Genomic DNA, 13,399 nt, shown 5'->3' with positions numbered 1-13,399 from the left:
GAGAGGATTTGTCCCATGCAAGTCTATGACGCCCCCATCCGCGATATGCGGTTCAACCTCGAAGAGCTTCACGCTGAAGACGGTTTCGGCGACCTGGAAGGGTTCGAGGATTTCGATGAGGACATGACGTCCGCCATTCTCGAAGAAGCGAACAAGCTGTGCCGCGACGTGCTGCTGCCGATCAACTGGTCGGGCGACCAGGAAGGCTGCCGCATAGAGAACGGCGTGGTCCGCACCCCCAAGGGCTTTCCCGAAGCCTACAAGCAGTTTTGCGAAGGCGGTTGGGCCGGCCTGACGGTCGACCAGAAATGGGGCGGCCAGGGTGCACCCCACTCGCTGGGCAAGATGGTCGAGGAGATGAGCTGCTCCACCAACCTGTCATTCGGCCTCTATCCGGGCCTCACAAATGGCGCGATGGTCAGCCTCGAAGCCTATGGCAGCGAGGACCAGAAGAGCTTCTACATGCCGAAAATGGCCAATGGCGAATGGTCGGGCACGATGTGCCTGACAGAGCCGCATTGCGGCACGGACCTCGGCATGCTGCGCACCAAGGCGGAACCGCAGGAGGATGGCAGCTACAAGATCACCGGCAACAAGATCTTTATCTCCGCCGGTGACCACGATCTGGCCGAAAACATCATCCACCTCGTGCTGGCGCGCCTGCCCGATGCGCCTCCCGGCGTGAAGGGCATTTCCATGTTCCTCGTGCCGAAGTTCATGCCGAAGGACGATGGATCGTTGGGCGATCGCAACCCGGCCGTTGCCACCGCCATCGAGCACAAGATGGGCCTGAAAGCCTCGGCGACTTGCCAGATGAGCTTCGACGGTGCGACCGGCTGGCTCGTCGGCAAGGAAAATCGCGGGCTGGAAGCCATGTTCGCGATGATGAACACCGAACGTGTCGCCGTGGGCATCCAGGGTCTTGGCGTGGGCGAGATCGCGTACCAGTCCAGCGTCTATTACGCGAAAGAACGCCTTCAGGGCCGTTCGCTGTCGGGCGTAAAGAACCCGGATGGCCCAGCCGATCCGATCATCGTGCACCCCGATGTGCGCCGCATGTTGATGACCATGCGCTGCTACAATGAAGGCAGCCGCGCGGTTTCTGCATGGGTGGCGCGCGCGCTGGATGCGGAACATGCGGCGAAAGAACCCGAAGCACGCGAGCGCGCCAAGGATTTTGTCGCTCTGATGACTCCGGTGGTGAAGGCCCTCTTCACCGATCTGGGTCACGAAGCTTCGCACATGGCCATCCAGATCCACGGCGGCCACGGCTACATCCAGGAAACCGGGATCGAGCAATTTGCCCGCGATGCCCGCATTGCTCAGATTTACGAAGGCGCGAACGGCATCCAGGCTCTGGACCTTGTCGGGCGCAAGCTGCCCGATCGCATGGGCCGGAACCTTCGCAGCTTCTTCCACCCGGTCAGCCAGTTCATCGAAGACCATGAAGGCGATGAAAAGATCGGCAAGATGATCGGCGGCCTGCAGCAAGCCTTCGGTGCGCTGCAGATGTCGACCGGCCACATCGCGCAAAAGGGCCTGAAAGACCCGGAGGAAGCCGGTGCCGCTGCCACCGATTACCTGCGCCTGCTGGGCTTTGTGGCCATGGGCTATTGCTTCGCCAATGCGGCGAAGAAATCCTACGCGAAGCTGAAAGAAGGCACCGATGAGAAGGACTTCTACGAAGCCAAGATCATCACCGCCCGCTTCTTCTTCGACCGCCTTTTGCCGCCGGTCATGGCGCAAATGATGGCGATCACCAGCGGCAAGTCGAGCATGATGGACATGCCGGCGGAAGCGTTTTGAGCCGCACGGCAGAGAACGCCGCACTGGACCGTTTCGATGGCGGGCTGAAAATGCCCGCCATCGTCGCGCCTATGTTCCTGATTTCCGGGCCCGACCTTGTGGTGGAAACCTGCAAGGCCGGTCTTTGCGGCACCTTTCCCGCCCTCAACCAGCGCACCAGCGAAGGGTTCGAGGAATGGCTGCTCGAGATCAAAGATCGGCTCGGGCCGGACGATGCGTCCTACGGCGTGAACCTGATCGTCCACCAGTCGAATCCGCGCGTACAGGCCGATCTGGAATTGTGCGTGAAGCATGAGGTTCCGCTCATCATCACCTCGCTCGGCGCGGTGCCCGATCTGGTGAAAGCCGTGCACTCCTATGGCGGGCTGGTCTTTCATGATGTGATCCAGCGCCGCCACGCTGAGAAGGCGGCAGAGGCAGGCGTCGATGGCATCATCGCGGTGGCAGCGGGTGCAGGCGGCCATGCAGGCACATTCAGCCCATTCGCTCTCACGAGCGAAATTCGCGAATTCTGGGACGGCGCGCTGATCCTGTCGGGGTCGATGAGCCATGGCGGCCATGTGGCAGCGGCCCAAATGATGGGCTGCGATTACGGCTACTTCGGCAGCCATTTCATCGCCGCCGAGGAAAGTATGGCGCCGCAGGGCCAGAAGGACATGATGATCGGCGCGACCGCGAAAGACATCACCTATACCGACAAGGTGACGGGTGTGGGCGCCAATTTCCTCACCCCCAGCCTCGATGCGGCAACGCTGCACGATGTGCCCGGCGAAATGTCGCTGAACGAGGAAGCGAAGGCGTGGAAGACCATCTGGTCTGCCGGGCACGGAACGGGCGCAGTGCGCGATGTGCGCCCGACGCGCGACCTCTGCCAACAGCTTCTCGACGAATACGCCGCGGCCAAAGCCAGCTTTTGCAGCTGAAGGCACAATTGGGCACAACTGGCGGCGCGATCTGTTAGAACTAGCGAATGGATCGCGTCCCCCAGCCTGTCACACCCCGTATCAACGCGATCGGCACCGCCGTGCCCGCTGCCGACGTGCATCAGGTCTATTCCGACTGGGCGCGCAGGCAGCTTGAAGGCACGCGCGAGGCGGCCATGCTCGACCGCATGATCGGGCGCGGCGGCATCGCGCATCGTCACTCGGTGCTATCGGGCGAGGATGCGCAACTCGTCGATGGCAGTTTCTACGCCAGCGACCTGCCTGCGGGCACCGGAGAGCGGATGCGCCGCTTTGCCGAACACGCGCCCGATCTGGCGGTCGAAGCGGCGGGCAAGCTGCCTTCGCTGGAAGGTATCACTCATATCATCGTCGCCAGTTGCACCGGTTTCATGGCGCCGGGCCTCGACCAGGTTCTGGCGAGGCGGCTCGGCCTTGCCAGCGATGTCCAGCGGCTCTCCATCGGCTTCATGGGCTGCTATGCCGGTGTCACCCTGCTGCGCACCGCCGGACAGATTGTGCGCGCCGAGCCCGATGCGCGCGTCCTCGCCATCAGCGTGGAGCTTTGCACGCTGCACATGCAGGAAACGACTGACATCGGCGCGTTGCTCGCCATGGGCCAGTTTGCCGACGGCGCCGCAGCGGCTATCGTCAGCTCGTATGGCGAAGGCTTGGCACTCGGCCAGAGCATCTCCGCCACGCTGGACGATAGCGACGAGCTCATCACTTGGACCATTACCGATACCGGCTTCCTGATGCATTTGTCAGGCGAAGTTCCCGGACGGCTGTCCGATGCGTTCGCGCGGCAGGATTTGCGCGCGCGCCTCAAGGTCGATGCCAATACCAGCCTGGCCGTCCATCCGGGCGGCAAATCAATTCTCGATGCCGTTGAACGTGGCCTCGGCCTCCCTTCGGATGCTTTAGAGGCCTCTCGCAGCGTGCTGCACGATTATGGCAATATGTCCTCCGCCAGCGTAATCTTCGTGCTGGAGAAACTGGCCGCAACCCGCCCGGAACGCGGTATTGCGCTCGCCTTCGGCCCCGGTCTCGCCATGGAGGGCTTACATTTCGGCTGGACAGGCGATGCTTGAAACCCGCCGCGATACCGAAGAGTTGATGGACGATCCGGCCCTGCCCGCGGCCACGTATGATGCCGTGCTGGCGGACCTCGCGCAGGTCAACCGCGTGACGATGGCCTATCGCCCGACGCTCGCTTTCCTCGACCGCGCGCTTGCGGGCCGGAAAAGCTTCCGCCTGCTCGATGTGGGATATGGCCAAGGCGACATGCTGCGCGAAATCGCAGCGTGGGCCGGCGAACGAGGGGTGAAGGCCGAACTCGTCGGCGTCGACCTCAACCCGCGGAGCGAGGCAGCCGCGAAGGCTGCCACACCGCCCGACATGCCGATCCGCTATCGCACCGGAGACTATGCCGATCTCGGAGGGCGCGGCTGGGACGTAATCGTCTCTAGCCTCGTAGCGCATCATATGAGCAGCGAAGAACTGGTCCTGTTCCTGCAATTCATGGACACCGAAGTCTCCGCCGGATGGTTCGTGAATGATTTGCATCGTCACGCCGTCAGCTACCTGGGCTATCCGGTACTGGCGAAGCTCGCCCGCTGGCATCCCATAGTGCGCGCCGACGGTCATACCTCGATCGCCCGGTCATACCGCCCAGCCGAGTGGGACGCGCTGCTTGCCGAGGCAGAAGTAACGGGCGCAAGCGTGCAACGCTATTTCCCCTTCCGCCTGTGCGTGGAGAAACTGCGTGGCCGATAGCCCCCTGATCCTCGGCGCTGGCCCTGCCGGATGCGCGGCGGCCATCGTGCTGGGACAGGCAGGGATCCGCTCTCAAATCATCGACCGCGATGCGGAGGTTGGCGACCCGCTATGCGGCGGTTTTCTCAGCTGGCGAACGGCAGAGCAATTGTCGGGCCTCCGCATCGACATTCAGGCACTCGGCGCGCACCGCGTGACCGAATTACGGCTTTTCCGGAAGAGCCGCGAAAGCCGCTGCCCTTTGCCGCAGACTGCTTACGGCCTTTCACGCCATGCACTCGATACCGCGATGCGCTTGAAGGCGCTATCGCTGGGCGCGCAGCTGGCCATCGATACCGTGCGCGGGATCGAGCCGGGCAATGTGCACGGGACCGATGGCAACTACGCTTTCGGAAGCCTGTTCCTCGCCACGGGCAAGCACGATGTCAGGGGCCATTCTCGGCCTCGCCCCAGCAATGATCCCGCGCTCGGCCTCCGCCTGCGATTACCTGCAAGTGATCAGCGGACGAAGCTGCTGGACGGCGCGATCGAGCTGCACCTTTTCGATGGCGGCTATATCGGCATCGTGCTGCAGGAAGGCGGTTCGGCCAATTTCTGCCTTGCGCTGAAGAAGTCGGCTCTGTCGGCGCACGGCGGCGATCCGGCCGAGCTTTTCGCGCGCGTCGCCGATGACAATCCTGCACTGGCTGCGCGGCTGGGGCACGACTGGCGCGAGGGTCGCATCGAAAGCATCGGCGCCGTCCCTTATGGCTTCATCGCGCGCGAAACGCAGCCCGGCATATTCCGCCTTGGCGACCAGGGCGCGGTCATCCCCTCGCTCGCCGGTGAAGGTATCTCGATTGCGCTCGCTTCGGGCCATATGGCAGCACAGCACTGGCTGGCCGAAGGTCCACAAGCCGCCCCCGCCTTCCAGCGCAATTTCGCTGCCGCTGCGCAGCGCCCGGTGGTCATGGCGCGCCTTGCCAGAACACTTGCCGAAAGCGCCCTCGGCGCACAGATCGGTCTTGGCATTGCGCGCATGGTACCGTCACTGATCGGCCACCTTGCCGATGCCACCCGCATAGTGCCCAAGAGTCGCCTTGCACGCTTGCCTCGCCCTGCCTAAGACGCGGCTAAACCTCTCATCACAGCAGACACACAGGGAAGCCCGATGGCGAAAATTCAGGTCAAAAATCCGGTCGTGGAAATCGATGGCGACGAGATGACGAAGATCATCTGGCAATGGATCCGCGAACGGCTGATCCTGCCCTATCTCGACGTCGACCTGAAATATTACGACCTGTCGATCCAGAAGCGTGACGAAACCGACGACCAGATCACCGTCGACGCCGCCAACGCCATCAAGGAACACGGCGTCGGCGTGAAATGCGCCACCATCACGCCGGATGAAGCGCGCGTAGAGGAATTCGACCTCAAGAAGATGTGGCGTTCGCCCAATGGCACAATCCGCAACATCCTGGGCGGTGTGGTTTTCCGCGAGCCCATCGTCATCGACAACGTGCCGCGCCTCGTGCCCGGCTGGACCGATCCGATCGTCGTGGGCCGTCACGCATTCGGCGACCAGTACCGCGCCACCGACACGCTGATCCCCGGCGCGGGTAAGCTGCGCCTGGTGTTCGAAGGCGAGGACGGCGAGAAAATCGACCTCGATGTGTTCGAATTCGAAAAGCCCGGCGTCGCCATGGCGATGTACAATCTGGACGAAAGCATTCGCGACTTCGCCCGCGCCAGCTTCAATTACGGTCTCGACCGCGGCTGGCCTGTCTACCTGTCCACCAAGAACACCATCCTGAAAAAGTACGATGGCCGCTTCAAGGACCTGTTCCAGAAGATTTTCGACAGCGAGTTCAAGGACAAGTTCGAAGCTGCCGATATCACTTACGAACACCGACTGATTGACGACATGGTCGCCGCCGCGCTCAAGTGGAACGGCAAGTTCGTGTGGGCCTGCAAGAATTACGATGGCGATGTGCAGTCCGATATCGTGGCGCAGGGCTTCGGCTCGCTGGGCCTGATGACATCGGTGCTGATGACGCCGGATGGCAAGACCGTCGAGGCCGAAGCAGCCCACGGCACCGTCACCCGGCACTACCGCCAGCACCAGCAGGGTAAAGCAACCAGCACCAACCCCATTGCCAGCATCTTCGCGTGGACGCGCGGCCTGATGTATCGCGGCCGCTTCGACAACACGCCCGATGTGGTGAAGTTTGCCGAGACGCTGGAGCGTGTCTGCATTGAATGCGTGGAAAGCGGCAAGATGACAAAGGACCTCGCCCTCCTGATCGGCCCGGAACAGAGCTGGATGACCACCGAACAGTTCTTCGAAGCCATCGTGGAAGGTCTGGAGAAGGAAATGTCGGCGCAGGGGCTGGGATAAGAGCACGCCATGAAGACAAAGGGGAAGAGCCGCGCGCGGCGGATCGCGGAGTGGGTGCTGTACACCGCAGCGTTTATTTTCGTGTCGCCTTTGCTGGCGCCGCAACTGCTGGCCTTCCCCTACAAGGCGGAAAGCGAAATCGGCACGGTCTGGTCAGAGCGACCGATCGATGATGCTGCGCTGGCGCAGGTTTCCGCCCGAACCCGCAACTTGCTGGCCGAAAGCCCGATTGCCGAGAGCAACGAGACCCGGCCAATTTTCCTGACCGATGGTGGATGGCGCTGGACATGGCTCGCAAACAGCTCGCGCGGCGGTTTCGGCCTCACCCGGATGGCGAGCAATGCCGTGGTCATCGGCGACACCGATCTGGTAAACGACACCGTAACATCGCACGCAGGTAATACGCGCTCACTCTCATCGGTGCTGGCGCATGAGTTCACCCATGGAATATTGCGCCGCCGGTACGGCCGGATCGCCATGGCAACGGAGGAAGATTGGAAGGTGGAGGGTTATGCCGAGCATGTCGCGCAAGAAACCTCGCTTTCCGCCGAAGATGTGGAGCGGCTTGAAGCGCGCGGTGAAGATCATCCGGCTCTCGTCTATTATTACGGTCGCGAGCGCGTAGAGGCAGAGCTGGCAGCAAATGGCGGTTCGGTCGACGACCTATTCGACCAAACGGACTAGAATACCCGTGACCAAAGCCCGCCTCGACATCCGACAGGCCGAAATCGCCGATATCCGCCGCATCGCCGCCTTGGCGAAGCGCGTTTACGACGATTTCGCGCCCTATACCCAGAGCGAGCTGCGCGGCCAGATCAACAATTACCGCGACGGCTGCTTTGTCGCCGTGCTGGACGACAAGCTCGTCGGCTATTGCGCCACCATGCGGATTGGCGGCGACAAGGCGCTGCGACCGCATGGCTGGGACGAGATTACCGGCAACGGCTATGGCAGCCGGCACGATCCGCTGGGCGATTGGCTGTATGGCTACGAAATGATCGTCGATCCGAAGGTGCGCGGCACGCGCATCGGGCGGCGGCTATACGAGGAACGGCGCAAGCTGGCCGAGCGGCTGGAGCTGAAGGGCATCGTCTTTGGCGGTCGCATGCCGAACCTCAAGAAGAGCTGGCGCCGCGTAGAAGGTCCGGCAGATTATCTCGAGCAGGTCATTGCGGGCAAGCTGCACGATCCTGTCCTGCGCTTCCAGCTGGCCAATGGGTTCGAGCCGATCGGCATTCTCGAAAAGTACCTGCCGGAGGATGTGCGCAGTCGCGGCAATGCCGTGCACATGGTGTGGCGCAATCCCTTTGTCGATCAGGAAGCGAGCTCCCAAGCCCGCGTACCGCGCGATGTGGAATCCGTGCGCGTCGCAACCTGCCAGCTACAGGCTCGCGCGGTGAAGGATTTCGACGAATTCATCGGGCAAATCCGATATTTTGTCGATGTTGCAGCGGATTACGAGGCAGACTTCATCCTCTTCCCCGAGCTCTTCACACTCATGCTGCTGAGCGCAGAGGAGGAAGAGCTCTCGCCCATCGAGAGCATCGAATGCCTTTCCGAATATACGCCTCGCATTCGCGAAGCGCTGTCGGAAATGGCGCTGAAGTTCAACATCAATATCATCGGTGGCAGCCACCCCACCCGCATGGAGGATGGCGACATTCACAATGTCGCGATGGTGTGCCTGCGCGATGGCTCCATCCACGAGCAGGAGAAGATCCACCCTACGCCCAACGAAGCCTATTGGTGGAACATCCGCGGCGGCGATAGCGTGGATGTGATCCAGACCGATTGCGGCCCGGTCGGCGTGCTGATCTGCTACGATTCGGAATTTCCCGAGCTTGCCCGCCGCTTGGTGGACGAGGGCGCGCGGATTATCTTCGTGCCGTTCTGCACCGATAGCCGGCAGGGCTATATGCGCGTGCGCTATTGCTCTGCCGCGCGGGCCATCGAGAACCAGTGCTATGTCGTAATGAGCGGCAATGTCGGCAATCTGCCCAACGTCGCGAATATGGACATCCAGTATGCACAAAGCTGCATCCTGACGCCGTGCGATTTCCCCTTCGCGCGCGATGGCATTGCCGCCGAAGCCACCGAGAATGTCGAGACGCTGACCATCAGCGAGGTGAACCTGTCCGATCTTGCCTGGGCGCGGGCAGAAGGCACGGTGCGCAATCTGGCGGACCGCCGCTTCGATTTATATCGCATTGAGTGGGAGCATGAGAGTTCTGGCGGCGGGGAACCGGCCGGGCCGGTTCCGACCCGCCAACATGGCCCAGGCGGGGGCTAGGCGCGGTAGCGATGCGCCTGCTCGGCCTGCTCTTCAGCGGCCAGTTCGGCTTCGCGCTGCTCGCGCTTCTCACGCTCTACCTTTTCGCGCTGCTGCGCGACGGAGCGCGCTTTTTCCGCAAGACCACGCCAGGTCTTTTCAGCGCGCAATTCGCGCTCGCGCACGTTGTCCAACGTGGCAGAGGCGGCAGCTTTGGCAGCGCGGTCGGCGCGTTCGCAGCAGGCTTCGTAAGTGTCGGCCATTCTCGTCTCCAGCCGGTAGCAAAACGGGCGCGAAACCGAAGTCCCGCGCCCGTTTCATTGGGTTCAGTCGGCAGCCGAAAGGTTGACGGCGCTTTCCTTGCCGTTGCGGCCTTCCTCGACTTCGTAGTTGAGGCGCTGCTCCTTATCGAGAGTCTGCATGCCTGCTGCCTGTACGGCAGAGATATGCACGAAGCTGTCGGCAGAGCCATCGTCGGGCTGGATAAAACCATAGCCCTTGTCTGCGTTGAAGAATTTTACGGTGCCAGTCTTGGCCATGCGATGTTCCTTTCAAGAACATGAGTGCCTGCACGCGGAGTTGCGCGAAGGTCGTGCGTCAAATCGTTCGAAGAAAGGAAGTCGTCGTCTGGTTTACGCCGGGGCCATTACGGCAGGCGGCGGTCGGCAAAATTCGAAGTCCGTCACTAATTCCGACGTAACGGGAGAGAATATAGGGATGCGGCCAGAAATAGCCACCTTTAATTATTTTCGGTGGCTTGCCCTGCCGTCGCCAAGCTCACGCTCCAGATCGCCAGCCATGATAGGATGAAGCCCGGAATGATCTCGTAGACCAGTGCCGAGAGCGTCACGCCGTCCTTTACGCCGACCGGATCGAGGCCGCGGGTTTCGACGATGAAATTGGCGAATGCGCTGCCTGCCGGAAAGGAATAAAGAACAAAAAGCAGCACCACCGCCGCGCCTGTCACCAGGCCCGCCACTGCCCCGGCACCGGTCATCCTCTTCCATGTCAGCGAGAGGATTATCAGCGGGCCGAACGCCGCGCCGAAGCCTGCCCAGGCATTGGCCACCAGTGCCAGTACACCGCTTTCGGGATCGCTGGCGATGACGATGGCAGCCACGGCCACCAGCGCGGTGCTGATACGGCCCACAGTCACGGCTTCGCGCTCGCTGGCATCCTTCTTCAGGAACAGGCGATAGAAATCCTCGGTCAGCGAGCTGGAAGCGACCAGCAATTGGCTGGAAATCGTGCTCATGATAGCAGCCAGCAGAGCCGCCAGCAGGAAGCCGGTGACGAAGGGGTGGAACAGCGTGTTCGCCAACAGGATGAAGATCGTCTCGGCATTCTCCAGTTCCAGCCCGTTTAGCTCGACATGCGCGCGGCCTAACAGGCCCACGCCGACGGCACCTAACAGCGCGACGAGCATCCACGCGAGGCCGATATTGCGCGCGGCCCGCACACCGCCCTCACGGATCGCCATGAAGCGCACGATTATGTGCGGCTGGCCGAAATAGCCGAGCCCCCATGCGATCAGGCTGAGAAAAGCGATCACGCCCATGTCGCTGGACAGGCTCAAGAAGCCGGGATCGACGCTGCGCAAGGCGCCTACGCTTTCCGCCGTGCCGTCACCGAACAGCACGACGAGAGGCATGACCACCAAGGCGGTCACCATGATCAGGCCTTGCACGAAATCGGTGAGGCTGACGGCCAGAAAACCGCCAATCGTGGTATAGGCGAGCACTACCAGCGCGGTGAGCAACACGCCCGCCATGTATGGACTCATCCCCAAAATCTCGCCGCTGAAAAAGCTGCTGGCGAATAGCAGGCCGCCGCCCACCAGTCCCGCCGCGCAATAGACAGCGAAGAACACGACGATGATGACGGCGGAGACGACGCGCAGCGCTGTGGCCTTGTCCGGAAAGCGGTTGGCCAGGAATTGCGGAATGGTGAGTGCATTGCCGTAGCGCACGGTCTGTTCGCGCAGGCGCGGCGCGACGATGTACCAGTTGGCGACAGCACCCGCGAACAGGCCAACCCCGATCCAGGCCTCGACCAGCCCGCTCAGATAGAGGGCACCGGGCAAGCCCAGCAGCAACCAGCCCGACATGTCGCTGGCACCGGCAGACAGGGCTGCCACGGCTGGCGGCAGATTGCGTCCGCCCAGCAGATAGCCCTCGCTGTCAGCCGTCGAGCGTTTCCAAGCGAAAAGGCCGATCCCCAGCATCAGCGCGAAATACAGTGCGAGTGCGATAATCGTAGGCGTTTGCATGGCGCGCACCATAGGCATGGGCGCGGCGATGTCACCCGGTGGGCGGCGGAAAGCTTGGGACTGCACCACTGCCTTGGCCGCCGCAGCTCCGGCAGAGCGCAATCCGGCGTTGCCGCCGCCCCCTCGCCTCTGCCATAGGACCGGCCATGCACCACGCCGAAATCTCGCCCTTGATGAAGGATGCCCTTGTGATCCTCGGCGCGGCGGGGATCGTCATTCCGCTCTTCGCGCGATTCCGCGTCACTCCGATCATCGGCTTCATCCTGGTCGGTTTGCTCGTCGGCCCCTACGGGCTGGGTCGCGCGGTGGAGGCGCAGCCGTGGCTCGGCGCGATCACTATCAGCGATCCGGATAGTCTCGCGCCTTTCGCCGAATTCGGGATCATCCTGTTGCTTTTCGCCATCGGGCTGGAGCTGAGCTTCAACCGGCTATGGCAGCTGCGAAAACTGGTCTTCGGCCTCGGCGCGTTGGAACTGCTCGTGATCGGCTCGCTGCTCGCGGCCGCGCTGTCCATGATGGGACAATACTGGACAGGTGCCATAGCGCTGGGGCTTGCCCTCGCTTTCTCCTCCACCGCGCTGGTGTTGCCGATCTCGGGCACCACCTCGCCCGTGGGCCGAGCAGCGCTATCGATGCTGCTGTTCGAAGATATCATGATCGTGCCGATCATCTTCCTGCTTGGCGCACTCGCACCCTTTGCGCAGGCCGACGGGCTGACCGGATTGATCGACACCTTGTGGCAAGGCGCTTTGCTGATTGTAGTGATGATGGTGGCAGGGCGCTTCCTGCTGCCGCGCCTGTTTGCCCAGGCTGCGCGTACGAAAAGCCCCGAACTGTTTCTGGCGGCCAGCCTGCTTGTGGTGATCGGGGCAAGCCTCGCCACCGCCTTCGTCGGCCTTTCGCCGATCGTTGGCGCGTTGCTGGCCGGCCTGCTTATCGCCGAGACCGAATACCACTCCGAAGTCGAAGGCATCATGGAGCCTTTCAAGGGCTTGGCGCTGGGCATATTCCTCATCACCGTGGGCATGAGCATCAACCTGCAAGTGGTTTGGGACCATCTTGGTATGATTCTTGCCGCGACGGTAGGCGTGCTCGTGCTGAAGGCCATCGTCACGGGCGTCCTGCTTCGTTTGATGGGCGCAAGGCGCAGCACGGCGACGGAAACGGGTATTCTGATGGCCAGCCCCGCGGAAACCTCGCTCATCGTTCTTGCGGCGGCGACAAGCGCAATGCTCGTGCAGCCGGGCACGGCGCAGTTCTGGCAGATCGTGACGGCTATCGGGCTGATGATTACACCGCTACTTGCCTTGCTAGGCCGGTTCATCGCACGGCGGGTGGAGCCTGCCCCCAGCCTCGACGAGATCGAGGGCGATAACAACACCCCGCGCACCATCGTCATCGGCTTCGGGCGCGTCGGCAAGTTGGTCGCCCAAATGCTTGAAAAGCACGACAAACCCTATGTCGCGATCGACTTCGACAGCGACATTATCGAAAACGCGCGCCGCGAAGGCTATTACGCCGTTTTCGGCAATGCGATGCGCGAAGATGTCCTTGCACAGCTCGGCATCGACCGCGCGCCTGCCGTGATCCTTACCATGGACGAGCATATCTTCGCCCAGCGCATGGTGCGAAAGCTGCGCGCCAAGCACCCGGACATGCCCATCATCGCCCGCGCCCGCGACAGCTTCCACGCTGCCGAACTTTATCGCGCCGGCGCCAGTACCGCCGTGCCGGAAACGCTGGAAAGCTCCTTGCAACTCTCGGAAGCGGCGTTGGTCGATATCGGTGTGCCCATGGGCCCTGTCATTGCCTCCATCCACGAAAAGCGCGACGAATTCCGCGAGCATATCCGCGAGGAAGGTGCGTTGGAGACAAAGCCCAAATTGCGTACCAGCACGGCGGAAAGTTAATTTCGGCGGATACTCTCCCGTCCTGACCCGTTAGTCAGGAAAGGAGAACAT

The 13,399-nt window shown here is 62.2% G+C and carries 12 protein-coding genes; 9 read left to right on the top strand and 3 right to left on the bottom strand.

The annotated features are described in order from the left end of the window. Positions 1-15 precede the first annotated feature (15 nt). From BMF35_RS07975 to BMF35_RS07940, 8 genes are all read left to right on the top strand, one after another. Positions 16-1,806 carry an acyl-CoA dehydrogenase C-terminal domain-containing protein gene (locus BMF35_RS07975; RefSeq protein ID WP_047005492.1) on the top strand — a complete coding sequence of 597 codons (1,791 nt, stop codon included), beginning with the start codon at positions 16-18 and terminating at the stop codon, positions 1,804-1,806. Positions 1,807-1,877: 71 nt separating this feature from the next. Beyond that, the gene (locus BMF35_RS07970; RefSeq protein ID WP_082115621.1) at positions 1,878-2,729 is read left to right on the top strand and encodes an NAD(P)H-dependent flavin oxidoreductase; all 852 of its coding nucleotides are present in this window, start codon (positions 1,878-1,880) and stop codon (positions 2,727-2,729) included. A gap of 47 nt (positions 2,730-2,776) precedes the next feature. Continuing rightward, positions 2,777-3,838, top strand: a complete 1,062-nt coding sequence (locus BMF35_RS07965) for a type III polyketide synthase (protein ID WP_047005491.1) — start codon at positions 2,777-2,779, stop codon at positions 3,836-3,838. After that, entirely contained in the window at positions 3,831-4,523 is a 693-nt protein-coding gene (locus BMF35_RS07960; RefSeq protein ID WP_047005490.1) for a methyltransferase domain-containing protein, read from the top strand. The genes BMF35_RS07965 and BMF35_RS07960 overlap by 8 nt, the downstream gene beginning before the upstream one ends. Further along, positions 4,513-5,628 (top strand): NAD(P)/FAD-dependent oxidoreductase, encoded by a 1,116-nt coding sequence (locus tag BMF35_RS07955; protein ID WP_047005489.1) that lies wholly within the window; start codon positions 4,513-4,515, stop codon positions 5,626-5,628. Before BMF35_RS07960 ends, BMF35_RS07955 begins: the two co-directional genes overlap by 11 nt. 45 nt (positions 5,629-5,673) lie before the next feature. Next, positions 5,674-6,900: an NADP-dependent isocitrate dehydrogenase gene (locus tag BMF35_RS07950; RefSeq protein ID WP_047005488.1), complete on the top strand. Its 1,227-nt coding sequence runs from the start codon at positions 5,674-5,676 to the stop codon at positions 6,898-6,900. A 9-nt stretch (positions 6,901-6,909) separates the two neighbouring features. Next, positions 6,910-7,584, top strand: a complete 675-nt coding sequence (locus tag BMF35_RS07945) for a hypothetical protein (protein WP_052765863.1) — start codon at positions 6,910-6,912, stop codon at positions 7,582-7,584. After that, positions 7,544-9,190 (top strand): bifunctional GNAT family N-acetyltransferase/carbon-nitrogen hydrolase family protein, encoded by a 1,647-nt coding sequence (locus BMF35_RS07940; protein WP_047005487.1) that lies wholly within the window; start codon positions 7,544-7,546, stop codon positions 9,188-9,190. Before BMF35_RS07945 ends, BMF35_RS07940 begins: the two co-directional genes overlap by 41 nt. On the opposite strand, the gene BMF35_RS07935 is transcribed toward BMF35_RS07940, so the two are convergent. The 3 genes from BMF35_RS07935 to putP all read right to left on the bottom strand — a co-directional run bounded on the left by BMF35_RS07935 (position 9,187) and on the right by putP (position 11,438). Further along, a complete protein-coding gene (locus BMF35_RS07935; RefSeq protein ID WP_047005486.1) occupies positions 9,187-9,432 on the bottom strand; it encodes a hypothetical protein in 246 nt (81 codons plus the stop codon). The genes BMF35_RS07940 and BMF35_RS07935 overlap by 4 nt on opposite strands. A gap of 63 nt (positions 9,433-9,495) precedes the next feature. After that, positions 9,496-9,708, bottom strand: a complete 213-nt coding sequence (locus BMF35_RS07930) for a cold-shock protein (protein ID WP_047005485.1) — start codon at positions 9,706-9,708, stop codon at positions 9,496-9,498. 200 nt (positions 9,709-9,908) lie between these two features. Beyond that, entirely contained in the window at positions 9,909-11,438 is a 1,530-nt protein-coding gene (putP, locus tag BMF35_RS07925; protein ID WP_047006430.1) for a sodium/proline symporter PutP, read from the bottom strand. 146 nt (positions 11,439-11,584) lie between these two features. Between putP and BMF35_RS07920 the strand changes: the two genes are divergently transcribed. Then, positions 11,585-13,348 (top strand): cation:proton antiporter domain-containing protein, encoded by a 1,764-nt coding sequence (locus tag BMF35_RS07920; RefSeq protein ID WP_047005484.1) that lies wholly within the window; start codon positions 11,585-11,587, stop codon positions 13,346-13,348. Positions 13,349-13,399: the final 51 nt, after the last annotated feature.

It is taken from the genome of Aurantiacibacter gangjinensis, assembly GCF_001886695.1.
In the GTDB taxonomy this organism is placed as follows: Bacteria; Pseudomonadota; Alphaproteobacteria; order Sphingomonadales; family Sphingomonadaceae; genus Alteraurantiacibacter; species Alteraurantiacibacter gangjinensis.
Note: the sequence above shows the minus strand (reverse complement) of the source record. Positions and strands in the feature narration are given on the sequence as shown.